Annotated in this window: 23 protein-coding genes; 10 read left to right on the top strand and 13 right to left on the bottom strand. The window is 69.6% G+C overall.

Annotation, left to right across the window (positions count from 1 at the left end):
* Nucleotides 1-173 precede the first annotated feature (173 nt).
* On the bottom strand, nucleotides 174-590 hold the full coding sequence (locus AB2385_RS12745) for an EamA family transporter (protein ID WP_367655393.1): 417 nt from the start codon (nucleotides 588-590) through the stop codon (nucleotides 174-176).
* A gap of 239 nt (nucleotides 591-829) precedes the next feature.
* On the opposite strand from AB2385_RS12745, the gene AB2385_RS12740 reads away from it, so the two are divergent.
* Nucleotides 830-1,204 (top strand): DUF4389 domain-containing protein, encoded by a 375-nt coding sequence (locus AB2385_RS12740; protein WP_367655392.1) that lies wholly within the window; start codon nucleotides 830-832, stop codon nucleotides 1,202-1,204.
* Between the two features lie 278 nt (nucleotides 1,205-1,482).
* Nucleotides 1,483-1,662 carry a hypothetical protein gene (locus AB2385_RS12735; RefSeq protein ID WP_367655391.1) on the top strand — a complete coding sequence of 60 codons (180 nt, stop codon included), beginning with the start codon at nucleotides 1,483-1,485 and terminating at the stop codon, nucleotides 1,660-1,662.
* Nucleotides 1,663-1,685: 23 nt separating this feature from the next.
* Here AB2385_RS12735 and AB2385_RS12730 read toward each other — a convergent pair whose 3' ends face one another.
* From AB2385_RS12730 to AB2385_RS12720, 3 genes are all read right to left on the bottom strand, one after another.
* Nucleotides 1,686-2,513 carry a DinB family protein gene (locus AB2385_RS12730; protein ID WP_367655390.1) on the bottom strand — a complete coding sequence of 276 codons (828 nt, stop codon included), beginning with the start codon at nucleotides 2,511-2,513 and terminating at the stop codon, nucleotides 1,686-1,688.
* Between the two features lie 3 nt (nucleotides 2,514-2,516).
* On the bottom strand, nucleotides 2,517-3,572 hold the full coding sequence (locus AB2385_RS12725; protein WP_367655389.1) for a sigma-70 family RNA polymerase sigma factor: 1,056 nt from the start codon (nucleotides 3,570-3,572) through the stop codon (nucleotides 2,517-2,519).
* 168 nt (nucleotides 3,573-3,740) lie between these two features.
* A complete protein-coding gene (locus AB2385_RS12720) occupies nucleotides 3,741-4,670 on the bottom strand; it encodes a DMT family transporter (protein ID WP_367655388.1) in 930 nt (309 codons plus the stop codon).
* Nucleotides 4,671-5,018: 348 nt separating this feature from the next.
* Between AB2385_RS12720 and AB2385_RS12715 the strand changes: the two genes are divergently transcribed.
* Nucleotides 5,019-5,834 (top strand): M55 family metallopeptidase, encoded by an 816-nt coding sequence (locus AB2385_RS12715; protein ID WP_367655387.1) that lies wholly within the window; start codon nucleotides 5,019-5,021, stop codon nucleotides 5,832-5,834.
* A 242-nt stretch (nucleotides 5,835-6,076) separates the two neighbouring features.
* Here AB2385_RS12715 and AB2385_RS12710 read toward each other — a convergent pair whose 3' ends face one another.
* From AB2385_RS12710 to AB2385_RS12675, 8 genes are all read right to left on the bottom strand, one after another.
* Nucleotides 6,077-6,781, bottom strand: a complete 705-nt coding sequence (locus AB2385_RS12710) for an ABC transporter ATP-binding protein (RefSeq protein WP_367655386.1) — start codon at nucleotides 6,779-6,781, stop codon at nucleotides 6,077-6,079.
* Nucleotides 6,774-7,508 (bottom strand): ABC transporter ATP-binding protein, encoded by a 735-nt coding sequence (locus tag AB2385_RS12705; RefSeq protein ID WP_367655385.1) that lies wholly within the window; start codon nucleotides 7,506-7,508, stop codon nucleotides 6,774-6,776. The genes AB2385_RS12710 and AB2385_RS12705 overlap by 8 nt, the downstream gene beginning before the upstream one ends.
* Before the next feature lie 2 nt (nucleotides 7,509-7,510).
* Nucleotides 7,511-8,494 carry a branched-chain amino acid ABC transporter permease gene (locus tag AB2385_RS12700; RefSeq protein WP_367655384.1) on the bottom strand — a complete coding sequence of 328 codons (984 nt, stop codon included), beginning with the start codon at nucleotides 8,492-8,494 and terminating at the stop codon, nucleotides 7,511-7,513.
* A complete protein-coding gene (locus tag AB2385_RS12695; protein WP_367655383.1) occupies nucleotides 8,491-9,366 on the bottom strand; it encodes a branched-chain amino acid ABC transporter permease in 876 nt (291 codons plus the stop codon). The genes AB2385_RS12700 and AB2385_RS12695 overlap by 4 nt, the downstream gene beginning before the upstream one ends.
* Nucleotides 9,367-9,428: 62 nt before the next feature.
* Nucleotides 9,429-10,727 (bottom strand): ABC transporter substrate-binding protein, encoded by a 1,299-nt coding sequence (locus AB2385_RS12690; RefSeq protein WP_367655382.1) that lies wholly within the window; start codon nucleotides 10,725-10,727, stop codon nucleotides 9,429-9,431.
* Nucleotides 10,728-10,757: 30 nt separating this feature from the next.
* Nucleotides 10,758-11,828 (bottom strand): TRAP transporter substrate-binding protein, encoded by a 1,071-nt coding sequence (locus tag AB2385_RS12685; RefSeq protein WP_367655381.1) that lies wholly within the window; start codon nucleotides 11,826-11,828, stop codon nucleotides 10,758-10,760.
* 114 nt (nucleotides 11,829-11,942) lie between these two features.
* On the bottom strand, nucleotides 11,943-12,782 hold the full coding sequence (locus tag AB2385_RS12680; RefSeq protein ID WP_367655380.1) for a response regulator: 840 nt from the start codon (nucleotides 12,780-12,782) through the stop codon (nucleotides 11,943-11,945).
* A 12-nt stretch (nucleotides 12,783-12,794) separates the two neighbouring features.
* On the bottom strand, nucleotides 12,795-14,489 hold the full coding sequence (locus tag AB2385_RS12675) for an ATP-binding protein (RefSeq protein ID WP_367655379.1): 1,695 nt from the start codon (nucleotides 14,487-14,489) through the stop codon (nucleotides 12,795-12,797).
* A gap of 188 nt (nucleotides 14,490-14,677) precedes the next feature.
* Between AB2385_RS12675 and AB2385_RS12670 the strand changes: the two genes are divergently transcribed.
* The 7 genes from AB2385_RS12670 (at nucleotide 14,678) to AB2385_RS12640 (ending at nucleotide 23,489) form a co-directional block, all read left to right on the top strand.
* Complete coding sequence (locus tag AB2385_RS12670; protein WP_367655378.1) at nucleotides 14,678-16,663, top strand: hypothetical protein; 1,986 nt, start codon at nucleotides 14,678-14,680, stop codon at nucleotides 16,661-16,663.
* 7 nt (nucleotides 16,664-16,670) lie between these two features.
* Nucleotides 16,671-17,672, top strand: a complete 1,002-nt coding sequence (locus AB2385_RS12665; RefSeq protein WP_367655377.1) for an ATP-binding cassette domain-containing protein — start codon at nucleotides 16,671-16,673, stop codon at nucleotides 17,670-17,672.
* Nucleotides 17,669-18,532: an ABC transporter permease gene (locus tag AB2385_RS12660; RefSeq protein ID WP_367655376.1), complete on the top strand. Its 864-nt coding sequence runs from the start codon at nucleotides 17,669-17,671 to the stop codon at nucleotides 18,530-18,532. The genes AB2385_RS12665 and AB2385_RS12660 overlap by 4 nt, the downstream gene beginning before the upstream one ends.
* A 180-nt stretch (nucleotides 18,533-18,712) precedes the next feature.
* A complete protein-coding gene (locus tag AB2385_RS12655) occupies nucleotides 18,713-20,386 on the top strand; it encodes a spore germination protein (protein ID WP_367655375.1) in 1,674 nt (557 codons plus the stop codon).
* Nucleotides 20,370-21,470 carry a GerAB/ArcD/ProY family transporter gene (locus AB2385_RS12650; protein WP_367655374.1) on the top strand — a complete coding sequence of 367 codons (1,101 nt, stop codon included), beginning with the start codon at nucleotides 20,370-20,372 and terminating at the stop codon, nucleotides 21,468-21,470. The genes AB2385_RS12655 and AB2385_RS12650 overlap by 17 nt, the downstream gene beginning before the upstream one ends.
* Complete coding sequence (locus AB2385_RS12645; protein ID WP_367655373.1) at nucleotides 21,463-22,662, top strand: Ger(x)C family spore germination protein; 1,200 nt, start codon at nucleotides 21,463-21,465, stop codon at nucleotides 22,660-22,662. Before AB2385_RS12650 ends, AB2385_RS12645 begins: the two co-directional genes overlap by 8 nt.
* A gap of 107 nt (nucleotides 22,663-22,769) precedes the next feature.
* Nucleotides 22,770-23,489: a lysoplasmalogenase gene (locus tag AB2385_RS12640; protein WP_367655372.1), complete on the top strand. Its 720-nt coding sequence runs from the start codon at nucleotides 22,770-22,772 to the stop codon at nucleotides 23,487-23,489.
* Between the two features lie 192 nt (nucleotides 23,490-23,681).
* Here AB2385_RS12640 and AB2385_RS12635 read toward each other — a convergent pair whose 3' ends face one another.
* Nucleotides 23,682-25,505: a prolyl oligopeptidase family serine peptidase gene (locus AB2385_RS12635; protein ID WP_367655371.1), complete on the bottom strand. Its 1,824-nt coding sequence runs from the start codon at nucleotides 25,503-25,505 to the stop codon at nucleotides 23,682-23,684.
* Nucleotides 25,506-25,561 lie beyond the last annotated feature (56 nt).

Below are 25,561 nucleotides of genomic sequence, written 5' to 3'. Positions count from 1 at the left end.
GGGTCCGGTGGCCCGCAGAGCGCCTGCGCGCAGACCCCCCTGCCACCTGCGGGCAGGGGGGTCCGACCGGCGTCAGTATGTTGAGGTCCGAACCGGCTTTGCCGTCTACCGACAGGCGGTTTCTGCCGGGTGACCGGCCAGGCGGTCGAATGCCCGCCGGACGGTGCTCGCACCTACTTCCACAGCATCAGGAAGGTGCCGGCGACGATCAGCCCGCCGGCCAGGAGGGTAGTGGGCGTGAACTTCTCGCCGAGGATGAAGTACGAGAGGATCAGCGTGAGGGCGATGCTGGACTTGTCGATGGGGGCAACCTTGGAGACGTCACCCAGGGAGATGGCCTTGTAGTAGAAGAGCCACGAGAGGCCGGTCGCCAGGCCGGAGAGGATCAGGAAGGTCCAGTTGACGCGGTTGAGCGTGCGAATCCCGTGGTGGGCGCCGACGGCGAAGACGATGCCCCACGACAGGAAGATGATGACGGTGGTGCGGATGGCCGTGGCCAGGTTCGAGTCGACACCTTTGATGCCGATCTTCGCCAGGATCGCCGTGAGAGCTGCGAACACTGCTGAGAGGACCGCATAGAGCTTCCACATCTTGTGCTTCCTCCTCGAGACCGTGTGATGCGGGCCGCTAACGACGCGAATTGTACATCATTAGGTAGCAAATCGGCAATCCGGGCATGCAGGCGAGGTCACCTGGGCCGGTCGTGTCGGGCAGTGCGACGGGTCCGCAGGGCAAGGGCAGGGCGGCCCGGGACGGGGCGCCAGCCGATCGCAGGAGGCGGCGCGCCGCAGCCTACCGCGGTGAAATTGAAGAAAGGAGCGGTTACGGAGTGACCCAGGATGTGCAGCAGGCGTACAACGAGGGCTACCAGCTTGGCTATCAGCATGGCTTCGAGGCTGCCGCAGGCAGCACGACGGGCTACCCCTTCCACCTCATCGGGCGCCACCCGGCGCGGTCGTCGCGGCTGCTCATGCTGCTCATGCCGCTCAAGCCCCTGTTTCTGCTCCCGCATTTGGTTATCCTCTGGCTCCTCTCCGTAGCCGCCGTGGCGGTGATGCTGGTCGCCTGGTTCGCCGTGGTCCTCACAGGCCGCTACCCCAGGGCGCTCTGGGACTTCATGGTGGGCTACAACCGCTGGAACGTGCGCGTGCAGGCCTGGCTGATGGGACTGACGGACGCGTACCCGCCGTTCTCGCTCGATTGAGTCCGGTGGTTCGGACTCCCACGGTAGCGGACCCTGTTCGCCGGTGCTGGAACCGTGCGGGGGATGGTTCCCGATGTGGAAACCATCCCCCGCACCTGTCTTCCCGGTTGGACTACGACGGCGCCTGCCCTGCATAGGGTTGGATGTCGGCGGGCGTGCCCACGGGAGCAGTGGTCCCCGTTGGGGCCGGGGTTGACCCCGGAAACGGCCCTTCATTCAGGGGCACGTCCGCAGGCCAGACGCGCGCCGTGTCGCCGGCCGGATGGGGGTGCAGGTACATGCGCCGGCACGTGGGGATGCTCTTGCTGTGCGGCAGTGCCTTTCTGATTGCCGGTCTGTCCCTCAAGGATACCGTGTCACAGGCTGCTGTGATCGGGTGGTGCCTGGGGTTTCTCTTCACCCTCCTGGCTGTCACCGTGGCCGTGATCGATCACCTCAGGGGCGACTGGGGCCTGTAGATACCGGCCGGAGTGCGCACCGCTCAAATCCCGTGCACCCGCCGGGTTTCCCAGATCTGCTCCGTGTGGCCTGCCGCGTGGCAGGCCAGCATTCCCACCATCCGGCCGACGGTCATCTTCGTCCCGGCCTCGTTCACCGTGTAGCGCTCGAGCGCCCCCGGCACGTACTCGATCAGCTGCACCAGGTGCTCGTGCACCGCCCGGAACAGCGCTACGGAGGGCCCGACCGGCCGTCGGTGGGAGTGGAGTCCCTCGTCCCAGGCGTCGGGGCTGTACGGGTTCGGGCGGTAGAGGCGGCCCGGCTCGGCGATGGCGTAGCGCAGGCCGGCGATGGCGCCCACGGCGGAGTCGGTCATGTGGTGGACGATCTGCCGGATCGACCACTTGCCCGGCGCCCGGGCCAGGTCCAGCTGCGCCTCGGTGAGCCCTTCCAGCGCGGCTTCAAGCCGTTCGGGGGCCGAGCGGAACAGGGCCAGGGCCTGCTCCGGCGTCAGGTCGTTTTCCGTCCAGAAGCTGACCGTGTAGCCGTCGGGATCGGGGAGTTCGAGCTTGCGCTCCCCCCAGTCCGTCCGCACCAGTACTGCCTCCGGCAGACCCCGGGCGGTCGCGTCCAGGTCGGGGGTGAAGAAGTAGAGTACCGCCCCCGGCCGGACCGCCGTCCCATGCGGCGCCAGGTAATTGGCCAGGTCGCCGGCGGACGGGCCCGCCAGGAGCACGTGGCCTGCCGGGGTCTCCAGGTGAGCGGCGTCCGGGTAGCGCGTCACCAGCCGGAAGCCCAGCCGCTCCGTGTAGAACCGCAGGCTCTGTTCCAGATCACGCACCGGAATCGCACGGGTGGGTCGATTCCCCACTGCCTATCCCTCCCACTGGTGGAAGTAGCCCCACGTGCAGGCGGGCACGCCCAGCCTGCGGGCGGCGTACTCGATCAGCTCGGGCGTGAAGTAGCACAGCCGCATGGCGGTGATGCGGTCCCCCGCGGTGGTAAGCCGGACCAGCTGCCCCAGGGCCCGCTCGTGCTGCTCGGTCCGGAAGAAGACGAAGACCACGGGCTCGCCGTCCAGCTCGCCGTACTCGGCCCACTGCGGGCGGGGATCCCGGGCCCAGTCCGCCAGCGAGTACTTCCGGATGGCCTCCCGGCCGTACTCCACGCCGCACTCCACGATGTCGCACTCGGCGCCCTCGGTGAGGAGCGCTGCGATGGCGTCGGGGTCCCGGCGGTTAAAGGCATCCAGGTACGCGGCGACGACCGCATTCGGTACAGGAGCGGTGGCCCGAACCGCCGGCCGCGTGCCGGAGGCGGCGGCCTCCCTGGCCGTCGCGCTCGGAGGTCCCTGGCCCGGTAGGCCTGCCTGCGGGTCAGCGCTGGCCTGGGACCCCGGGCCAGAGACCTGTCTCTCCTCGCCGGCGGCTGCGGCCCGCAGACCGGCCCGCGCCCGGTGCAGGACCGCCTTCACCGCACCCTCGGTGGTGCGCAGCATGGCCGCGACCTCCCCGGCGGTGAAGTCGAAGACCTGGGTGAGGAGGAAGACCACCCGCTGGCGCGGCGGCAGCGCGGCGACGAGGTGCTCCATGGCCGCCCACGTCTCGACGGGGTCGGGCTCCGCTCGGGCCGGTTCCTGCGCGTCCAGCTCCACCGGGACGGCCCGTCGGCGCCGCAGGTCGTCGATCCAGGCGTTGGTGGCGATGCGGAAGAGGTAGGGGCGGGCCTCCACCGGCTCCCACCAGGTGAGCCGGGCGAAGGCGCGCAGCATGGTCTCCTGCATCAGGTCGTCGGCGTCCCAGGCCGACCCGGTGAGGCGCAGGCAGTAGCGCCAGAGGTCGCGCCGGTGGGGTTCGATGAGCCGCATGAACGCCTTGCGGGCCTCCTCCACCGGGCGGCCCAGGCGCTGCAGGGTGTCAGGGAGCTCCATGTACGCATCCCTCCGTGGTGAACGTTCACCCATTACCACGGAAGAGGTGGGCGAAAGGATACGATGGTACCAGCCACAAGCTCGCACCGCCGGGCTTCGCGGCAGCCGTGGAGGCAATCCCCCGACGGCCATGCCGGGTCCGCACTGCGCACCCCCGTTCCAGTCGGGTTACAGAGCCGCTGGGGGTGGGAAGCCGGGGCCAGTCCGGGGGGGCATCTTCTCAAGGCTCCCCTGCGGCGGCGACCCGTACCGCACGAACAGCCCGATGCCCGTCAGCAGCAGCGTGCCGCCGACGACGGTAGTCCACCCCGGCGCCTCCCGGAACAGGAACCACGCCAGGATGGTGGCGATCACGGGCTCGCCGAGGGTGGCCATGGAGACGGTGGCGGCGCTCACCCAGCGCAAGGCCCAGTTGAAGAGGGTGTGGCCGAAAATGGTGGGGATGATCGCCAGGGCGGCAAACAGTGCCCATTCCCGGGCCGGGTACGGCACCAGGGGGATGCCCTGCGGCAGCATGAAAAGCCACAGGAAAAAGGCAGTGATGGTATAGACCACCGTGGAGTAAAGCGTGGCCGACATCCGCTGCCGCGCGAGGCGGCCGGCGACGGTGTAGCCCGAGACGGTCACCGCGCCGAGGAAGGCCAGCAGGTCGCCGAAGAGGGCAGACCCGCTCACCCGGAAGTCGCCCCAGCCGACGAGGATTCCGCCCACCACGCCCACCACCATGGCGGCAAGGCCGGCCCGGCTCGTCCGCTCGCCCAGGAGCCAGTAACCCAGCAGCAGCACGATGAACGGGTTGGCTGTTACTAACACGGTGGAACTGGCCACCGTGGTGAAGCGAAGGCTCTCGATCCAGGCCCAGAAGTGCAGGGCCAGGGCGAAGGCGCTTCCCGTGAGCAGCAGCCAGTCGCGCCGGGTGAGGCGCCTGAGGGCCGCCCGCTCCCTGAGCAGCACCGGGACGGCCAGCAGCGCCGCCGTGATCGCCATGCGGTGGAACGCCAGCACCAGCGCCGGGGCAGCCGAGAGCCGGATGATGATGGAGGAACAGCCCACTGACAAGACGGCGACGATCAGAGCGAGCAGCGTGCGCAGCGGCAAGGTCGGCAGCCCCCTGGGTGTGTGATGTCCGAGAGGCCCACGCACCTGCGGTCGGTCTAGACCAAGAAGCGGCGCAGCGGCGAGGTCGGCAGCCTCCCGGGCGTGTGATGTCCGAAAGGCCCTCGCACCTACGGTCGGTCCAGAGCAAGAAGTTGGGCAGCGACAAGGTCAGCAGCCTCCCGGGCGTGTGACGTCCGAGAGGCCCTGGCGCCTGCCGTCGGTCCAGAGCAAGAAGGTGCGCAGCGGCGAGGTGGGCAACCCCTCGGGTGTGTCATGCCCGAGAGAGTTTGACTCCCCCCGCCGCGAACCCTGCCAGTATATACTTGAAACGTGATAGGAGGCATCAGTATGCGGATCTTCATCTCCGTTGACATCGAGGGCATCTCGGGCGTTACCACGGCAGCGGAGACTCATCCCGGCGGCCACGACTACGAGCTCGCCCGCCGGTGGATGACGGCCGAGACCAACGCTGCCATCGCGGCGGCATTCGAGGGCGGCGCGACACAGGTTCTGGTGAATGACTCTCACGGCAGCATGAACAACCTGCTGCTGGACGAACTGGACCCCCGGGCTGAGGTCATCCGGGGGTGGCTCAAACCTCTGGGCATGATGCAGGGCATCGAGCAGGGCTGGGACGCCGCCTTCTTCGTGGGCTACCACGCTGCCGCGGGAGACGGCGACGGGATACTCGCCCACACCATCAACGGGGCCAGCTTCCACGCGGTGCGGCTGAACGGCCGCCCGGTCTCCGAGGCCGAACTGAACGCCGCCGTCGCCGGCGAGTTCGGCGTGCCCGTGGTGCTGGTGACCGGCGACGCCCGGCTGGAGCCGGCGGTCCGGACGCTGCTGGACCCGGTGGAGTTCGTCGCCGTGAAAACGGGCATGGCCCGGGAGACGGCGCAGCTCGTCCATCCGACCCGGGGCCGGCAGTTGGTGCACGATGGAGCCCGGGCGGCGATGCGGCTCGTGGGCACCGCCCTACCCGTGCGGCTTCCCGGGCCGTACCGGATCGAACTGGAGTACCGGAGCACGGACCTGGCGACGCTGGCCTCGTTCGTCCCCACCGTGGAGCGGCTGGACGGGCGGACCGTCTCCTTCACCAGCCCCACGCTGGTCCGGGCGATGACCACCCTGCGGGTGCTCTCCCGCCTGCGGGCGGACTGAGTCGGAGGTCGGTTCGCGGCCGGACAGTACGGAAGGGCGGCTCCGGCAGGCCTCCGCCTGAGTCGGGCGCGGCGAACCTGCCGTTCGGGCAGGTCGGGCGGGGCATGCACCGCGAGATCGGTTACCTCATACGAGTGGGGCTGTTCCGGCGGGACCCCCGCTGATCCCGGAACAGCCCCTGTCACGTGGCACCCGTGTCCTACGCCCCGGGGCAGGCGTGTTTCACGTGCCACCCCCGAGCGCTACGCCCCCAGGTACGCCTTCTTTACGTGCTCGTTTTCGAGCAGCTCAGCCCCTGTGCCCGAGAGCGTGATGCGCCCGTTCTCCATCACGTACCCCCGGTCGGCGATGGCGAGGGACTGCGCGGTGTTCTGCTCCACCAGCAGCACCGTGATCCCCTCGTCCCGCAGCCGGCGGACGATGGCGAAGACCTCCTTCACGATGATGGGCGCCAGGCCCAGGGAGGGCTCGTCCAGCATCAGCACCTTCGGCTGCGCCATGAGCCCGCGGCCGATGGCCACCATCTGCTGCTCGCCGCCCGAGAGCGTGCCCGCGAGCTGGTTCTCCCGCTCCTTCAGCTTCGGAAAGAGGGCGAAGACCCGCTCCAGGGCCTCGCTGCGCTTCCGCCGCGCCTCGGGCACGTGGGAGCCCACCAGCAGGTTCTCCTTCACCGTCATCTTCGGGAAGAGCCGGCGCCCCTCGGGCACGTGCACCACGCCCCGGGCCACCACCTGATGCGAGGCCAGGGTGTGGATGGGCTCGCCTTCGAAAAAAATCGAGCCGCTGCGGATGGGGACGATGCGGGAGATCGCCTTCAGCGTGGTGGACTTGCCCGCGCCGTTGGCCCCCACCAGCGCCACGATCGCACCCTTCTCCACGGCCAGGGAGGCGCCCCAGAGCGCCCGCACGTCGCCGTAGTCCACCACCACGTCACGCAGCTCAAGCACGGGACGCCACCTCCCCGCCCAGGTAGGCCGCAACGACCGCCGGGTGGTTCACGACCTCCTGCGGGGTGCCCTCGGCGATCATCTCGCCGTGGTTGAGCACCACCACCCGGTCTGAGAGGGTCATCACGACCTGCATCACGTGCTCCACGCCGGCCACGGAGCTCACGCCCAGGTCGGCGAGCCGCCGGAGCAGCCCGATCATCTCCTCCACCTCGGTGGGGTTGAGGCCGGCCGAGACCTCGTCCAGCAGGATCAGGTCGGGTTTGGTGGCGAGCGCCCGCGCCACTTCCAGCCGTTTCCGACCGGCCAGGGTGAGGGTGGAGGCCAGCAGGTGCGCCCGGCCTTCCAGCCCCACGAACGCCAGGATGCGCATCGCGTCCTCCCGGGCCTGCGCCACCGAGTTCGTACGGGCGAAGGCACCCACCATCACGTTCTCGAGGATGGAGAGGCCGGGGAAGGGCTTCACGATCTGGAAGGTACGGCCCAGGCCCCGGAGCGCCCGCTGGTAGGGCTTCAGCCGGTTGATGACCTCGCCCTTGAAGCGGATCTCACCCTCCGTGGGGCTGTGGAAGCCGGAGATGAGGTTGAAGACGGTGGTCTTGCCCGCCCCGTTGGGGCCGATGATGGAGAGCACCTCGCCCTTCTGCACCGAGAAGGAGACGTTCCGCACGGCGCAGAGGCCGCCGAAGGTCTTGGTGAGGTTTCGGACTTCGAGCAGCGGGGCCATGCTCAGCTCGCCTCCTTCCGGACGCCGAAGGTGGACCCGGTGAGGGCTGCCCGCGCGGCCCGGCGCGCCTTCAGCCGCTGCTGAAGGGTGCCCAGCACGCCGCCAGGCAGGAAGAGGATGGCCGCCATGAGCAGCAGGCCGTAGATGAGCAGGTGCGCCTGCTTGAACTGGGCCCGGAAGAGCTCGCTGGCGAAGACCAGGAGCGTCGCCCCGACGGCGGGGCCGAACACGGTGCCCCGCCCGCCGATGATCGCCACGATGGCCATCTGCAGCGAGACCGGCTCCGAGAGGACGATGTCGGGCTCGATGTAGGAGAGGTAGGAGGCGTAGAAGGCGCCGGTCGCGGCCGCCAGCACGGCGCTGATCACCAGGGCCAGGTTCTTGTAGCCCGTGGTGTTGATGCCGATCGACTCGGCGGTCTCCTGGTCCTCCCGGATCGCCGTGAGGTAGTACCCCACCTTGTGCCGCTCGATCCACCAGGTGATGCCCACCGCCACGATGGCCACCACGGCGATGAACCAGTAGTAGGGCGCCCGGGAGACCCCCTGGAACAGGAAGGGGACCATGATGCCCACCGCGCCGTTGGTCACCGACCGCCAGGCCAGGGCCACCAGCCGCAGCACCTCGGCGATGGCCAGCGTGCCCAGCACGAAGTAGGGGCCCCGCAGGCGGAAGGTGATGGAGCCGATGAAGAGGGAGAGCGGCACGGCCAGGACCATTCCCAGGGCGATGCCGAGCCAGGGGTTCCAGCCCAGGTGGGTGGCGGTGATGGCGAGCGTGTACGCCCCCAGCCCGAAGAAGGCCGAGTGGCCCAGGCTGAGCTGGCCGGCATAGCCGCCCACGATGTTCCAGGCGCTGCCCAGGGCCGTCCAGACCAGGACCAGGATGAGCACGTTGAGCCAGTACGGGTTCTTGAGGAAGAGGGGCACCGACAGCACGATGACCGCCAGCAGCAGGGGCGGCACAATCTCCCTGACCCTGCTCATGCCCGCGCCCTCCCGAACAGCCCCTGCGGCCTCAGCAGCAGCACCAGCACGAAGACAATGAAGCCGATGGCGTCCTTCAGCTCGTGGCCGACGAAGATCTGCCCCATCGACTCGGCCAGGGCCAGGGTGACGCCGCCCAGCGCCGCACCCACGACGCTGCCCATGCCGCCCAGCACCACCATGGTGAACGCCTTGAGGCCAAAGTTTTCCCCCACGGTGGGGTAGAGGTAGTAGACCGGCGTGAGCAGGGCGCCGGCGGCACCGGCCAGAGCCATGCCGAGGCCGAAGGCCGTCATCTGGACCCGCTGCACGTCAATGCCCATGAGCTGGGCGGCGTGGAGGTCCTGCGCGGTAGCGCGCAGGGCCCGCCCGAACTCCGACTTCATCAGGTACCAGTAGAGCGCCACGGTGATGGCCACGGCGACGGCGAAGGAGATGATATAGGCGAGGTTCATCGCGACGCCGCCGATGCGGATGACCGTCTCGGCGTAGCTGGTGCGCACCTGCCGGTAGTCGGCGGTGAAGAGCAGCTGCGCCGTGTTGACCAGCACCATGGAGAGTCCCACGGTGAGCAGGATCTGGTTCATGTGGGAGGCCGTGGCGACGCGGTGGATCACCAGCCGCTGGATCAGCATCCCCATGAGGAAGAGGACGGGGGCGGTGATCGGGATCCCCACGTACGGGTCAATCCCCAGATGGGTCACCAGGAGATAGGTGGTGTACATGCCCACCATCAGGAAGGCGCCGTGCGCCATGTTCACGATATCCATCACGCCGTAGACCAGGGCGAGACCGGCTCCGATCAGGGCGTACATGCCGCCCAGCAGGAGGCCGCTCACCAGGTTCTGCGGCAGCTGTGCCAGAAGCTCCACACGTTCAACCCCTTTTTTCAAGGCGCCCGGCAGCAGCCTGCCGGGCGCCGTCGCGTCCTGCGTTACTTCCGCTCAGACCAGGTGGGCGTGGGGAGGATGGGGTCGGCTGCGGCGTACTCGCGCGGCCAGACCGTGACGTACTGTCCGTTCTGGACCTGCGTGACCAGCATCGGGTGGGCGTTCTGCCCCTTCTCGTCGAACTTCACCGGGCCGAAGATGGTGGCGTCCGGGCCCAGGTCGGTGGCGGCCAGGGCGTCGCGCACCGCCTGCCGGTCGAGCGAGCCGGCCCGCTCCAGCACGTCCTTCACCAGGTAGAGGGCCGCGTGGGTCTCGGCGGAGTGGTAGGCGGGCTCGACGCCGTACCGCTCGATGAACTGCTCCGTGAACTCCCTGGCGCCTTTCCAGGTGACGTCGGTGGTCCAGAGGGTGGCGGAGAAGGTGTACTCGGCGTCCTTGCCGGCGCCCTCCTCACGCACGAACTCCGGCGTGGAGAAGCCTGCGCCCGCACCGATGTAGACCTTCGGGTTGAAGTCCAGTTCCCGGATCTGGCGCATCAGCAGCGTGGCGTCCAGCAGGTACGAGACGAAGAGCACGGCGTCGGGATTCTTGCTCTTCACCTGGCTGAGCATCGGCTTGAAGTCCGGTGCGCCCTTGGCGTAGCCCTCGAAGGCCACCACCTGAATGCCTGCCTTCTCGGCCAGCTCCTTGGCCGGCTGGGCGGTGGACGTGCCGAAGTTGGTGTTCTCGTAGATGATGGCGAGGGTTTGGGGCTTCACCTGGTCCATCAGAAAGTTGATGGCGGTGTTGGCGTACTCGGACGAAGGCGAGTTGATGCGGAAGACGTACTTGGAGCCGAACTCGGTGATGTTGTCGGCTGCGGCGGTGGGCACGATGAACGGGACCTGGTACTTGGTGGCGGTCTGCGCCGCCGGCAGGGTCGCCGCGGAGGTGTAGGATCCGATAATCAGCGGCACCTTGGTCTGGGTGGCCAGCTTCTCGGCGGCGGAGATGGCGTTCTCGGGCTTGGAGGCGTCGTCTTCCACGACCAGCTTCAGCGGCCGGCCGAGCACGCCGCCGGCGGCGTTGATCTCCTCCAGGGCGATCTCGTAGCCCCGCATGTGGGCCTCGCCGAACTTGGCCTCGCTGCCCGTGAGCGAGGTGATGACGCCGATCTCGATCGGCTCCGACGTGTCGGCCTGGCTGGCCGAGTCAGACGGGGCAGCGGTGTCCGACGAGTCGCCGGGGCCCGATGAGTTGGACGGCGCAGACGAACCGGGGCTCTGCGTGGCAGCGCCCCCACAGCCGGCCAGGAGCAGCGCGGCCAACAGGAGCGAAAGGACGCGAACGGGACCTCTCTTCATCGCCTTTTCTCCTTTCGGTCATGGCTTGCTCTATGGGGCCTCTGACGCAGGGAAGCCGGCGCGCCTGAGCTCCTCCAGCGCCAGGATCAGCTGGTCGTCATGCAGGGTGGCGAGGAACGAGTCGAAGACGGGCCGGAGCGCCGCTGCCCAGGCCGCCCGTTCCTCCGGGGTCTGCTCGTGGATCTCGAGCCGGCCCGAGGCCCGGATGCGCTCCAGGTCCTCGGCGTTGATCCGGGGCGCGTTCTCCCGGTTCCAGCGGGTGGCCTCCTCCAGGGCCCAGAGGAGGGCCTCCTGCACCTCGGGGTCGAGGTTCTGCCAGCGGTCGGCGTCCACGAGCACCACGTAACCCAGGTAGCCGTGATCGGAAAGCGTCATGTAGCGCTGCACTTCGTGGAACTTCTTGGAGTAGATGTTGGACGGGGTGTTCTCCTGCCCGTCCACCTGGCCGCTCTCCAGGGCCCGGAAGGTCTCGTGGAAGCCGATGGGCACCCCGGTGGCGCCCAGCAGCCGGAACTGCTCCACCAGCACCCGGGAGGGCTGGACCCGGAAGACCTGCCCCTCGAAGTCCTCCGGCGTGACCAGGGGCCCCCGGGCGGAGGTCATCTGCTTGAAGCCGTTGCTCCACATGGTGAGCCCCATCAGCCCCCGGCGCCGGAGCACCTGGAAGAGCCGGTCGCCAACCGGCCCCTCCATGGCCGCCACCACCGCATCGTGGTCGGCGAACACGTAGGGAAGGTCGAAGACCTGCCACTCGGGGAAAAGCTGGGCCAGCTTGCCGGTGGAGGGAGCGATCAGGTCCACCCGGCCATCCCGCAGGGCCTGCAGTTCCTCGCCGTCCCCGTAGAGGCTGCCGTTGGGAAAGACCTGCACCTCCACCCGGCCCCCGGTGCGCTCGTAGACGAGGTCCGCGAAGCGTCGGGCGGCCTGGCCTTTCGGGGTGTTCTCGGCCACCACGTGGGAGAACTGGAGGATGATCCGTTCCTCCGGCGCCCACTGCTCGTGGTCCACCACCCGCGTGGGGGTGCAGCCCCAGGCCGGGATGCTCAGGACGACGAGGAGCAGCACCAGGATGTGCCGGCAGGTGTCGAGCGGAGCGCGCAAGGGATATCTCCTCCTTGAATCCTGGTTATAAACAGGGCTAATGGCCCTGGCTAGGTTTTGAACATAAAGTAGGTTTTGGTCATCATGTGAGACCAATAACGCCGGCACCGGCCCCTACCGCTGTATGTAGCGGTAGACGGGCCGGCCGACGGGGTTGTACTGCATTTCCACGCCGAGTCGCCCCTGTTGCACCAGGTAGTCCAGGTAGCGCCGCACGGTCACCCGGGCCAGGCCGATGCCGCGGGCCACCTCGGCGGCCGACAGCGGCCGCCCCGCCTGGACGAGGTGGAGCAGCACCTGGCGGAGGGTCCACTCGGTCAGCCCCTTGGGCAGGTCCCTGCCCCCGTGGGTGGGGCCCGGGGCGCCGCTGCCCCCGGGGACCGCCTTCGCCAGGGGAACCGCACCCGGAGCGGACGTGCCCAGCGGCGGGCGACTTCCCCCGGCGGGGGACGATGCCGGGACGCGGCCCCCGCTCAGCGTCGGGTCCGGCGGCCGGGGAACGGCGCCGGGGGCGGCTCCCACCGGTCGCGTGAACTGATCGATCTCCGCCTGGCTCAGGTCGACTTCCTCCCGCAGTCGGCGGCGCATCTCCGCGTACGTGAGCAGCGTGGCCCGGAGCCGCTCGAACTGGAAAGGCTTCACGATGTAGTCCACCGCCCCGTTGCGCAGCACGTCCTGCACCGTGCGCACATCCCGCGCCGCGGTCACGGCCAGCACGTCGCAGGGCAGGTCGCGCCGGCGGATCTCCCGGAGCGCCTCCAGGCCGCTGAGGCCGGGCAGGTAGATGTCCAGGAGCACCAGATCCGGGGTGAGCGCAGACGCCATCGCCAGGCCCTCCTCGGCCGTGCGGGCGATGCCCACCACGGTGAAGGGGCCGGCCTCCTCCACGTAGGCCCGGTTCACCTCGGCCACCATCGGGTCGTCTTCGATGACCAGCACCTGAATCGCATCCACGCCCTTCCCCCCTTACTCTGTGCTCGCCGCGTCCGGCCGGGTGCGGGGCAGCCAGGCCGTGAAGCAACTGCCCCAGGGCCCGGACTCCAGCGCGACCGCACCGCCCAGGCTTTCCAACCGCCGGCGCACCAGGGCCAGCCCGACCCCCCGACCGGACGCGGCCTTGGTGCTGAAGCCCGGCTGCCACACCTGCTCCTGGAGCGCGGGCGGAATCCCCGGGCCGGTATCGCGCACCACCACCGTCACCACGCCGTCCTCGTCGTCCACCCGCACCTGCACCCGCCGCCGGTCGGGCGGCATCGCCGCCACCGCCTCCATGGCGTTCTCCACCAGGTTCCCCAGCACCACCACCAGCGCCCCCGCTTCGTGGTCGGCCAGCGACTCCAGGTGGCATGCCGGGTCCAGCTCCAGCTGCACCCCCAGCTCCCGGGCGCGGTGGAGCTTGCCCAGCAGCAGGCCGGCGATGCGGGGATCGGCGAAGTGGGTCGCCAGAAAGCGCGTCTGCTCCTGCTGCTCCTCGCAACTGGCAAAGATATAGTCGCTGGCCTGCTGGTAGCGGCCGAGCTTGATCAGGCCGGCGATGGTGTGCAGGCGGTTCATGTGCTCGTGGTTCTGCGCCCGGAGCGAGTCGACGAACGCCCGTACGCCCGTGAGCTCCTCGGCCAGCCGGTGGAACTCGGTGCGGTCCCGGAAGGTGGCCACCGCCCCGATGATCTTGCCGTCGCGCCACACCGGCACCCGGTTGGTGAGGACGGTGGTAGTGCCCAGCACCATCTCCTGGTTGAGCTCCCGGGCGGCGGTCTCCAGGATCTGCGGCAATCGGCTGTTGGGGATGATCTCGGCGATGGGCCGCCCCAGCGCGCTCTCGCCCACGCCGATCACCCGCTGCGCCTCGGCGTTGAGCACCGTCACCCGCTGCTGCCGGTCAATGGCGATCACCCCCTCGCCGATGGCGTCGAGGATCGCCACCCGCTCCTGCAGCTGCCGGGCGATCTCCGCCGGCTCCAGGCCGAGCAGCTGCCGCTTGATCCGCCCGCCCAGCAGCCAGGCCCCGGCCAACCCTACCGCCGTGGCCACCAGGAGGGTGAGGGCGAGCTGCGGCCGCAGGTCGTGGAGCACGGCGGCCACGGAGGGGGTGATCACCCCCACGAGGACGACGCCTACCTGCTCTTGCAGGTCCTCAGACATGACGGGTACGAAGGCGCGCACGCTGTTGCCCCGCTCGCCGCGGCCGTAGGAGATGTAAGAGTGCTCGGCGAAGGCCGGCCCGCCGTCCTCCGATTCGAACCGGGTGCCAATGCGGCTCACCAGCGGGTGACTGTAACGCCGCCGGGCCTGGTCGATCACCACCACATACTCCATGCCGTTGGCGATGCGGACGCGCTCCGCGATGGGCTGGATGACCTTCTCGCCACCAGGCTGGCCCAGGAAGCGCTTCACCTCGTTGATCTCCGCCACCGTCCGGGCCACGTGCATGGCTCGCTGGCCCGCCTGCGCCTCCACCGTGCGCAGGGCGTAGAGCGCCACCACCACGGTGCCGGCGCTGACCGACACCAGCACCAGGGCCGCCGCCAGCAGGGCAATCTGCATCTGCAGGGGCAGGTGGGGGCGTCGGGTGAAGCGCCCGGCGGCGCGGCGGAGGCCCCGCATCAGCGGCTCCGGGCCGGCGAGGCGGGGGCACTGCAGCACGGATCCATGCCAGGTCATGAAGGGTCACCACCGGACTGTCTCTGCATTGCAATAGGGGAGAGTGACAATTTCGTGAGGATGGCGACGATTCCTCTCGGCCGCAGACGCGCGGCCGTTGTGCCGGCGGCGGGCGGAAGGCGGAATCCGGGGCGCCGCTGCACCCGTCTAACTCACACCACTGCAGAAACCGCGCGGGAGGATGAGACGTGCGCCGATTCTGGCTCTGGATCGTCCTGGTGTTGCTGCTGACGGCCGCACCGGCCGCGGCGGCGGACGTGACCATGACCGTGCAGCCCGCCTTCGGCGGCCTGGCCAAGGAGGGCGACTGGGTGACCCTCTGGATTGACCTGAGGAGCGAGGGCGCGGCCGCCGCCGGCGAGGTGGTGCTCCGGGTCGATCCGCCCTCCGGCCTGACGCTGCTGCCCGACGCCCGCTACGCCGTGCCCTTCGACCTGCCCGCCGGGGGGAGCAGCCGGCTGGTGGTGAGCCTCCCCGACCGGCAGGGCTGGCCACTGCGGGTGGAGCTGTACGCCGGCGGGGAGCGGGTGGCGGAGCGCACCGTCGAGCTTGACTGGCAGCCGCGGGACGTGCTGCTGGCGGGCGTGCTCTCGGAGGGCGAAGGGCTGGCGGAGGCTCTGGGCCAGCTGCGCTCGGGGGAACAGGCCGCCCGGGTGGTGCGGCTCTCGGCGGAGGAGATGCCCGACAGTGCGACGCTGCTCGAGAGCTTTGACGTGATCGCCCTCTCCCGCTTCGATACCGGTGCGCTGAGCGAGGCGCAGATCCAGGCCCTCGCACTGTGGGTGGCGCGCGGCGGCACGCTTCTGCTCTTCGGCGGCCCGGAATGGCAGCGCACCCTGGGGCCCCTGCCCGGGCACCTGCTGCCGGTAGAGCCGGCGGGAACGGCGGAGGCACCGCTCACCCCGCTGGGCGAGGCGGCGGGAACCCCGCTTCCGGGCAGCGCCCTCGTGAGCGCCGGCCCGCTGGTGCGGGGCGAGGCCCTGCTGGGCGACGACCCGGTGCTGGCCGCAGCGGCCCGGGTCGGCTCGGGGCGCGTGATCTACCTGGCCTACGACCCTGACTTGGCGCCGGTGGCCGACTGGGCGGGGCAGGCGGCCCTGCTCGGGCAGCTGGTGGGCAGTCCTGCCTGGCGCCTGCCCGGGCTGCAGGCGGACTGGCGCATGCAGTACGCCCTGCAGCAGCTGCCGGACTGGGGTCTCCCCCGGGTCTGGCTCGTGGTCCTGGTCCTGGGCGGGTACCTTCTCGCCGCCGGGCCGGTGAGCTATCTGGTGCTGCGCCGGATCGACCGGCGGGAATGGGCCTGGTTCACGGTACCGCTGCTCGCTCTCGTTTTCCTGGGGATGGTCTACGGCCTGGGGGCGGGCCGGTTCCAGGGCGGGATCACGCACCTGATCACCACCACCGAGCTGATGCCGGGGTCCGGGGCAGGCGTGATGACCACCCACACCGGGGTCTACGCCCCCGGCCGGACCCGGCTTTCCCTTCCGTTGCCGGGCGCCCGGCTGGTGCGGGCGCTGGTCATGGCCAACCTGGGCGGTGAGGTGCCGGCGCGCATCGTGCCCGGCGACCCCGCCGCGATTGAGTTCTCTGGCCTGACCAATTACACCATGGCGGGGTTCGCGGTGGAGCAGGCCGTGTCGGTGGGGGGAGGGCTGGAACTGGTCGACCTCGCCATGACCGGGACCGAACTCACCGGACGCGTCCGGAACGGCCTGCCCGTGCCGCTGGTGGGGGTGGAGGTGGCCACGGCCCGGGCGGCGGTCCCCCTGGGCGCGCTGGGCCCCGGGGAGACGTCTGCGCCGTTCCGTCTTCGCCTGCAGGGCGAGCCGGACCCGGGCGACCCGAAGGGGGTGCTGTTGCCGCCGGAACAGCTGGCCGGGGCGGAAGAGGACCCCCGTCGGGACCAGGTGCGATCCTACGTCTGGGAGGTGGGCGAGGGGCGGCACCAAACCGCCCTGCTGGTGCTGGGCTGGACGGAAGGGCCGCCCGCGGAGCCGGCCGTCACCGTGACGGGCCGGCTGGCGAAAGGCGTGCACGCGGTCTACGCCTTCCATCCTCTGCCGGTCCAGGCCACCGCGGACCTTCCCGACGGCGCTGCGCCGGGCCGGCCGGAGAACCCGGAGGACGCAGAGCAGATGGAGGGCGGCCCCGGCGCAGGGGCGAAGGGGAGGTGAGCGGCTGATGCTGCGGGTGGAAGGGCTGGTGAAACAGTACGGCGAGACCCTCGCTCTCAAGGGCGTCACCTTTGCCGTGGAGCAGGGTGCCATCTACGGCTTCGTCGGCCCCAACGGCGCGGGCAAGACGACCACGCTGAAGGTGATCGCCACCCTCCTGCAGCCCGACGCCGGCCGGGTCTTCATCGGCGACGTCGACGTGCTGCGGCGCCCCGGTGCCGCGCGGGCGCGGCTGGGCTACATGCCCGACTTCTTCGGGGTGTATGACAACCTGAAGGTCGACGAGTATATGCAGTTCTACGCCGACTGCTACGGGCTGCCGACCGCGGGGCGAGAGCGGCTGATCGGCTCCCTGCTGGAGCTGGTGAACCTCGCTGACAAGCGGGACGCGTACGTCGACTCGCTCTCCCGGGGCATGAAACAGCGGCTCTGCCTCGCCCGCTGCCTGGTGCACGACCCCGACCTCCTGGTCCTCGACGAGCCCGCCTCGGGGCTGGACCCGCGGGCCCGGGTGGAGATGCGGGAGATCCTGCAGGAGCTCCGGCGCCGGGGGAAGACCATCCTGATCTCGTCCCACATCCTGGCCGAACTGGCGGAGATGTGCACCCACATCGGCATCATCCATGCGGGCCAGATCGTGCTCTCCGGCCCGGTGGAGCAGGTGCAGCGGGAGGCCGGCGCCCGGGTGATCGAGGTGCGCCTGGCCGGCGGCCACGGGGCGGGCGCCGGTGCGGGGGCGGGCACCGGTGCTGACGGGGCGCCTGCCGACCCAAACCCGGTGGCCGGCGTGGACCCGGCAGTGCTGGAAGCGGTGCGCGCCGCCCCGGGTGTCCGCAGCGTCACGCCGGCCGGGGGCGGGCTGCGGGTGGCGGTGGAGGGCGACGACCAGGCTGCGGCGGCCTTGCTCGCCCACCTGGTGCGGGCCGGACTGCCCGTCGTGCACTTCGCCGAGGTCAAGTCCAATCTCGAGGAGGTCTTCCTGGCCACCACGGGAGGTGAGGTGCGGTGAACGCCTGGTGGGGGTTCGTGCGCAACCCGGTTTTCCTCCGGGAGGTGCGGGTGCGCATGCGCAGCTGGCGCAGCCCGGGGCTGATCGTGCTCTACGTGGGGCTGCAGGGCCTCGTGGCCGTGCTCATCTTCGCCGCGTCGCTGCAGGGCGGCCGCTTCACCGGCTTCGCCCCGCAGGTGGGCGCCGCCATCTACGCCACGCTGGCGATGCTCCAGCTGGTGCTGCTGGTGTTGGCGGTGCCGGGGCTGGCCGCAGGGGCCATTGCGGGGGAGCGGGAAAGGCAGACGCTGGATCTGCTGCTGGTCACCCGACTCACCGTCGCCCAGGTGGTGGTGGGCAAACTCCTCGCAGCCACCGGCTTCGCCCTGCTGTTGCTGATCGCCTCGCTTCCCGTGTTCGGGCTCATCTTCCTCTTCGGCGGCTTCTCGCTCTATCGGCTGGGGCTCTCGGCCGTGGTCTGCGTGGTGACCGTCTTCCTGCTGGGCTCGGTCGCTCTCTACTTCAGCGCGCTCTACCGGCGAACCCAGACGGCGGTGGTGGCCGCCTACGGCGTGGTGATCACCTGGATGCTGCTCTCGCCGCTCTTCGGCTCCCTCACCTACCACGTGTTCTTCGAGCCGGAGAACGCGCCGGTCTGGGGCCTGGTCTTCGCCTACACCAATCCCGCTTTCGGTCTGGCGGCGGCCGCGGGCGAGCCGCTGGCGACCATGACCCGGCTGTACTCGCCGATCCTGACCACCGCCGCCGCCCGGGAGGCCATCTGGTGGAAGTACTGCCTGATTGCCGCCGGGCTCATCGTCCTGCTGCTCTGGCTCACCGTGCGCCGCCTCCAGCCGGCGCGTCCCGCGGCGGGCCGGTGAAGGTCTGACGCGGAAACAGGCGGCCCCCTGCGCTCGGGCGCGGGGGGCCGCCTTGCGCGCGGACAGCACCCGTGTTGCCGGCAGCGGGGTCGCCTCCGGCACGGGGAGCGGTCTGCCAGCCGGTTTCGCATACCTATCTGGTCCGGTTGAAAGAATACACGCTGCGGGAGGTGCGGACAGGTGATCGAGCAAGCGCTGGTGGTCCAGTACCTGCGCCGCTGGCAAGTGGAGCGGGCCAACATCCTGGCCGACCGGGTGGCCGCCTGCGGCGGGGCGCAGCTGCCCGAGCCGGTGCAGATGGACCTGGCGGCCGAGAAGGACAACATGCCCGTCAGCCCGGCGCTGGCCGAGAACCGGGCCATCGTGCGCGCCCTCCTGGGCGCGAGCGAGGACGTGATGGATCGCCCGCTCTATGTGGGTTCCAACCGCCTGCCCGCCTGCCTCTTTTACGTCAACGGGATGGCGGACCGGACGCAGATCATGCTGATCCTCGAGGCGCTGACGAGCCAGTCCAGGAACGACCCGATTCCGCCTCCCGGCGGTGCCCTCAACCTGGAGACGTTCCAGCAGCTGATCCCCAGCGCCACCATCACGGGCGTGGGCAGCATGGGCCAGGTGCTGGAGGCGCTCCTCAACGGGGACAGCGTCCTCTTCGTGGAGGGCCTCACCCTCGCGCTGGTCATGCCCACCGACGGCTTCCCGAAGCGCCAGCCGGACGAGCCCACCACCGAGCCGACCGTGCGCGGCCCCAAGGACGGCTTCACCGAAAGCCACGTGGAGAACCTCACCCTCATCCGACGCCGCCTGCGCGACGATCGCCTGCGCGTGGAGAAGTTTACCCTGGGCACGCGCACACACACCACGGTGCTTCTGGTCTACTTGTTGGGCCTGGCCGAGCCCGGCATCGTCAACGAGGTGCGGCGCAGGGTCTCCCGCATCCAGGTCGACAGCGTGCTGGAGAGCGGCTACATCGAGGAGCTCATCGAGGACGAGAGCTTCACGCTTTTCCCTCTGGTGAAGATCACCGAGCGGCCCGACGTGGTGGTAGCCGGGATGCTGGAGGGGAAGGTGGCCCTGATCACCGACGGCACCCCCCACGTGATGCTGATGCCGTCCACCCTGGTGGCCGAACTGCAGGCGGCCGAGGACTACTATGACCGGTGGCCCACGTCATCCTTCATTCGGACCCTCCGAATCATCTACGTGTTCATCGCGTTTCTGGGACCGGCCACCTACGTGGCTATCACTACCTACCACCAGGAGCTCATCCCCACGAACCTGCTGATCACCCTGATCACCGCCCGCGAGGGCGTCCCGTTCCCCGCCGTGATCGAGGCCCTGGCTATGGAGCTCACCATGGAAGCGCTGCGTGAGGCCGGCGTGCGGCTGCCCAAGGTGGTGGGCCAGGCCATCTCCATCGTGGGCGCCCTGGTGATCGGCGATTCGGCCGTCCAGGCCGGGCTGGTCTCGCCGGTGATGGTGGTCGTGGTGGCGCTGACGGCCATCGCCTCCTTTATCATCCCACTTTACGCCATGTCCCTGGCCGTGCGGGTTCTCCGCTTCGCCTTCGTGGTCCTGGCCGGGGTTTTCGGCTTTTTCGGGATCGTGGTGGGGCTGATGGCGCTCTACGTGCACCTGGTCAGCCTCCGCTCCTTCGGGGTGCCCTACCTCTCCCCGATGATCCCGCCGTCGTGGGGCGACCAGCGTGACGTGGCCGTGCGGGTGCCGTGGTGGGCGATGCGCCGGCGGCCGCGGTTCATGCCGCTGGGCAATCGGAGCCGGATGGGGTTGTCGAACCGGCCGCACGCGCCGGAGCGGAAAGAAGGAGGGAAGCCCGGTGCAGCAACAGATTAGCGGCGGGCTGTACGCTGCGGTCCTCGCGATCATGGGCTCCGTGATGCCGTACATGCTGCTCCCTCGCGCCCTGGTCCAGTACGCGGGGCAGGAGGCGTGGCTGGCCATCCTGCTCGGGGGTCTCTACGGCCTCGCCGTCAGCCTCGTCACCGTCTGGGCCGCCTGCCGCTTTTCGCACCGCGACCCCGTGAAGGCCCTGCGCTGCGCCTTCGGACCCTGGGCCGCACTGCCCGTCGCCCTGCTCTACAGCGCCCTCAATCTGCTGCTCTCCGCCCTGGCCCTGCACGATGTGCAGACCTTCACCAGCATCCTGCTCCTGCCCGGCACGCCGGGCTGGGTGCTGGCGCCCATGATTGCGGGGGTGGCCATCTATGCCGTGGTCCGGGGGGTGGAACCCGTCTCCCGCATCGCGTTCGCCGTCTTCCTGCCGATGGTGCTGGTGATCCTGGTCCTGCCAACGGGGCTGTTCCGGGAGTTCGACATCCTGCAGATCGATCCGTTTCTGTACCGGGGACTCGACGGGCTCGTGCGGGCGATCTCCGTCACGCTGGCCTGGACCGGCCAGTCCATCGTCGCGCTGAGCTTCATCCGGCACCTGAGCCCGAAGGTGAACCCGTACCTGTGGACAGTAATCGGCGTGGGCGGCGCCCACGTGCTGCTGGGCGTCACCATGGCGCTGATCACCCTGGTGTTCGGCTCGGTCCTTCCCGGGCGTCTGCTCTACCCCGGGTTTGAACTCTTCGCCATCATCGCCGTGTCGGAGGCGGTGGAGCGGATCCAGGCCGCGGTTATGGTGCTCTGGCTCGCCGGCGGGCTTCTCAAGGTGACCGTGAACCTGTTCGCAGCCGTGGAGGAGCTCAGCGTGACCTTTAACGTCCACCGGCGGGGGTGGATCACCGCCGTGCTGGCGGTGATCGCGATGGGGGCGGCCCAGATCCTGCCCGGTCCCCTGCAGCGCACTGGCCTTACCGCACAGGCCTGGTGGAACATCCTGCACGTGGGCCTCCAGCTGGCCATCCTGCTTCTGCTGGCCATCGGCGCCCTGGTCGGCCGGCTCCGTCAGGGGGCGATGGCCAGTGGCTAGTCGGGCCCGGCTCCTGGCGGTGTTCCTGATGCTGGCGGCGATGCTCACCGGCTGCTGGAGCCGCATCGAGCTCAACGACCTCGGTATCGTGCTCGGGATGGCCGTGGACGTGGGAGAGGCGGACGCAATCCGGCTCACGCTCGCCATGCCGCGACCCCTGCCCCAGCAGGAGAAAGGGGGCAGCCCGGCGGTGCAGGAGCCCGTCTGGGTGGTGGCACGGGAGGCGCACAACTTCACCGACGCCCTGGGCTTCATCCGGATGGCCTCGGCCCGGCGGCTCGTCTTTCACCACCTGCGGGTGGTCCTGATCAGTGAGGAGTACGCACGCAAGTACGGCGTGGGCGACGTGCTGGACACGCTCACCACGGACCAGCAGATCCGGCTCACGGTGCGCCCGTTCGTGGTGGAGGGGCGGGCGCAGGAGGTGCTGGAGACCGTTCCACAGCTCCGTTCCTTCCAGCCGACCAATCTCATTGGGATCCTGCACGCCCGGGGCGGCGCGGAGTGGCGGCTGAAGAACGTGATGGTGGCCCGCGCGTCGGAGACGCACACCATGTGGATGCCGGTCGTCCGAGTGATCCAGCGCCCGGCCATGACGGACCAGTCGCCCCCCACGGCCGTGGAACTGAGCGGTGCGGCCCTCTTCCGGCGCGACTACCTGCAGCGCATTGTTCACCAACCGGAGTACCAGGTGTTGCCCTGGTTCGTGGGGAACCCGGCCGGCGCCACCATCTCGGCGCCGTGCCCGGACCCCGACAAGGGTACCTTCTCGGCGACCGTGCTTTCCGGCAAGGTGCGCATCCGCCCCGAGATGCGGGACAACCAGGTGGCGTTCCGGGTGGAGGTGACCGGCCAGCTCAACCTCGTCCGCTCGCAGTGCGGGTTGGGGAAGGGGGAGGCGCCCGAGTCCCGGCGGGTCCTGGAGGAGGCCATGGCTGACGACCTGCGGGTGCGGGTGGAGCGTTTCATCGCCACACTGCAGGAGAGCGGCACCGACCCGGTGGGCTTCGGCAAGATGGCGCAGCTCGCCTTCCCGACGTACTTCAAGAACCTGCACCACCGCTGGCTAGAGGAATGGCAGAGGGCCCCGGTCACGGTGGTCGCACGGGTGATTATCACCCAGTCGGGCCTGTCAACGGCTCCGGCCCACCCTACGGAGCGGGAGCTGCAGGATCAGGAGAAGCAGCATTAGCCGAAATGGCCCCCTGCCCCGGGGGCCATCCTTCTTTGCGTGCGATTCGTTTTATGGAGTGAGGATTATGAATTTAGTGGTATAATCATTCTCCGGGGGTGAGATCCGTGTGGAGGCTGCTGACGGTCGCCATCGCCCTCCTGGGCTTCGGAGACCTGCTGGCCATCTGGATGGGTGCGCGCCGCTGGCGTTACGTGTTCAAGCCGGGAACGATGTTCCTGATCATCGCCCTGGCGGCCGGGGGGCTTTCCGGGGCCGGGCCCTATGGCGCGTTGGTGCTGGCGGGGCTTCTGTTCTCGGTGGCGGGCGACATCTTCCTGGTCCTGCCCCGGAACCGCTTCCTGGCGGGGCTTGCCTCGTTCTTTGCCGCACACCTGTGTTATATCGCCGCCTTCGGGTGGTGGTCGCTGGGGCAGGGCGCACCGCTGGCGCGTGAGGCGGCGCTGTCGGCGTCTGCGGAGACGGGCGGGGCGGTGGCTGGGCTGGCGGGCCTGGCGCGCGTGCCGGACGCCCTGCTCGCCGCGGCGCTGCTCGTGGCGGGTGTGCTCTTCTTCCGCCGGTTGCGCCCCGGCGTGTTCCGGAACGGGGGCAGGCGCATGCTGCTGCCCGTCGGCCTCTACATCGGCGCGATCTCCCTCATGGTGCTGGCCGCAGCGGGCACCCGGTCGCCCGCCATGGTGGCCGGTGCTCTGCTCTTCTACCTCTCGGACGCGATCCTCGCCTGGAACCGGTTCGTGCGCCCGCTGCCCCGGGCGGACCTGGGCGTGATGAGCACCTATTTCGCCGCGCAGTACCTGCTGGCCAACAGCGTGCTCCTGGCGGGGTAGGGCCAGCGCGCGGCCAGGCTGCACCACGGGGCGGATGAGGCTGGCCTGAGAGGCGGAACCTTGAGGGGCGGGCGTGCGTGACCACGGGGCGTGGCGCTCCCGCCGGAAGCGTTCGGAGCGCGTGCGAGAACGACAGAGGCCGGGGGACGTGCGGTGCACGGCCTCCCGGCCTTCGCCTTCATGCTGTTCCTCTCACCTGACCAGGTGCCGGACCAGGAAGTCCGCCATCGCACCGTAGCCCTTGAGCTGGTTGTGCCGCTTGGTGAAGCCGTGGCCCTCGTCCTCGAAGACCAGGTATTCCACCTCCCGGCCGCGGGCGCGGAGCCGCTCCACCATCTGGTCCGACTCCGCCTTCACCACCCGCGGGTCCATGGCGCCCTGCACCACCATCAGCGGGCACTTCAGCTGGTCCACGTAGGTGATGGGAGAGCGCTCCATCAGGAACTCCCGGTCCTCCTCGGCGTCGCCCACCCAGGCCTTCATCATCGGCTTCCAGTGGGGTGGCACGGACTGGACGAAGGTCACCAGGTTGGCCGGCCCGCAGAAGTCGCAGGCGCAGGCCCACAGGTCGGGCAGCCGGGTGGCGGCGGAGAGGGTGGCGAAGCCGCCGAAGGAGCCGCCCCAGATGCCGATGCGGTCGCCGTCGATCCAGTCCAGCGAGCGGAGGTAGCGGTTGCAGGCCTCGATGTCCTTGAGTTCCGCACCGCCCCAGTCCCGGTAGATGCGCTTCTGGTAGTCGATGCCGAAGCCGGTGGAGCCGCGGATGTTCGGCGCCAGAATCGCGATGCCCTGGCTGAGCAGGTACTGGTAGAAGCCGCCGTAGTTGTACGCCGGCTGCTCCTGCGACTCCGGTCCGCCGTGGATGGAGAGCAGCGCCGGCACCTTCATCTCCGGCTCGATGCCGTGGGGCCGGTAGAGCCACGCGGGGATGCGCAGGCCGTCGAAGGAGTCGATGTAGATCAGTTCAGGGGCGACGAAGACCTCCTCGGGGATGTTGCCCAGCATCGACTCGGTGACACGGGTGAGGGCGCCCGCTTCGAGGTCAAGCACGTAGATGGTGGTGGCCTCCTTGTACGTGGCGGCCTGCAGGAAGAGGCGGTTCCGCCGGTCGCGGCCGGCGAAGCAGATGGCGGAGACCACCCCCTTGGGCAGCTCCGGCAGCGGGATCGGCCGGCCGCTCTCCCGTTCGATCACCCGCAGGACCGAACACCCGGCCTCGTTCACCACGTAGGCCAGGAGGCGCTGGTCGGCGTTCAGGGCAACCGCCTCGATGTCCCAGTCGGCGGTGACGGCGTAGGACCAGCGGCCGGCCGTCAGGTCGTAGAAGGCGATGGCCTGGAACTCGCACCCGTCGTTGGTGAGGAAGTAGAAGCCGGAGCCGTCCTTCAGCCACGGGCCCGGCAGGCAGGTCGCCTCCCGGCCCTCACGGGCGGTGAGGTTCCGAATCTCCCCACCGGCCAGGTCGATGAGGAGCAGGTCCTGGTGGGCGTTTCCGTGGAAGTGGACGGCCAGCAGCTTGGACCCGTCGGGGGAGAAGGAGGCGGCCGTCAGCACGCCCCCGCCCGGAGTGAGGCATCGGGTCTCCTTCGTCTCCAGGTCGTAGATGTAGATGTCTACGTCCTGCGGGTTGCCGGCGTTGGCCGAGAAGGCGAGGTAACGCCCACAGGGGGAGAAGGCGCCCAGCTCATGCTGGACGTCCGGCCGGTCGGTAATCTTTTCGGGCCAGCCGCCAACGGCATCCATGAGGTAGATCTGGTACTTCTCGTCGCCGTGGTGATCCGCGATGAAGGCGATGCGGGAGCCGTCACGGTTGAAGACAGCCTGGCGGACGGCTTCCTCCGTGAACAGGGTGAGCTGCCGGGGCCACCCCCCCTGGCTCGAGACCTGCCAGAGGTTGAACTGTCCGCTGATGTCACTGACGAAAAGCAGCGACTCGCCGTCCGGAGCCGGCACCAGGGCCCCGATGCGCCGACTGGCGGAGAACTGTTCAAACCGGTACCTCGAATGCGTGGTCATCCGTGCGGAACCTCCTGCGCGCAGAAGTCCAGACAGGCCCTTGCACGACCTCCTGG

The organism is Symbiobacterium sp. (genome assembly GCF_040797425.1).
GTDB lineage: Bacteria > Bacillota > Sulfobacillia > Symbiobacteriales > Symbiobacteriaceae > Symbiobacterium.
Note: the sequence above shows the minus strand (reverse complement) of the source record. Positions and strands in the feature narration are given on the sequence as shown.

Bases quoted from the DNA above. Each gene is read 5' to 3' on its own strand.
- AB2385_RS12745 (WP_367655393.1), bottom strand. From the start codon at position 590: ATGTGGAAGCTCTATGCGGTCCTCTCAGCAGTGTTCGCAGCTCTCACG.
- AB2385_RS12735 (WP_367655391.1), top strand. From the start codon at position 1,483: ATGCGCCGGCACGTGGGGATGCTCTTGCTGTGCGGCAGTGCCTTTCTG.
- AB2385_RS12725 (WP_367655389.1), bottom strand. From the start codon at position 3,572: ATGGAGCTCCCTGACACCCTGCAGCGCCTGGGCCGCCCGGTGGAGGAG.
- AB2385_RS12715 (WP_367655387.1), top strand. From the start codon at position 5,019: ATGCGGATCTTCATCTCCGTTGACATCGAGGGCATCTCGGGCGTTACC.
- AB2385_RS12705 (WP_367655385.1), bottom strand. From the start codon at position 7,508: ATGGCCCCGCTGCTCGAAGTCCGAAACCTCACCAAGACCTTCGGCGGC.
- AB2385_RS12700 (WP_367655384.1), bottom strand. From the start codon at position 8,494: ATGAGCAGGGTCAGGGAGATTGTGCCGCCCCTGCTGCTGGCGGTCATC.
- AB2385_RS12690 (WP_367655382.1), bottom strand. From the start codon at position 10,727: ATGAAGAGAGGTCCCGTTCGCGTCCTTTCGCTCCTGTTGGCCGCGCTG.
- AB2385_RS12675 (WP_367655379.1), bottom strand. From the start codon at position 14,489: ATGACCTGGCATGGATCCGTGCTGCAGTGCCCCCGCCTCGCCGGCCCG.
- AB2385_RS12665 (WP_367655377.1), top strand. From the start codon at position 16,671: ATGCTGCGGGTGGAAGGGCTGGTGAAACAGTACGGCGAGACCCTCGCT.
- AB2385_RS12635 (WP_367655371.1), bottom strand. From the start codon at position 25,505: ATGACCACGCATTCGAGGTACCGGTTTGAACAGTTCTCCGCCAGTCGG.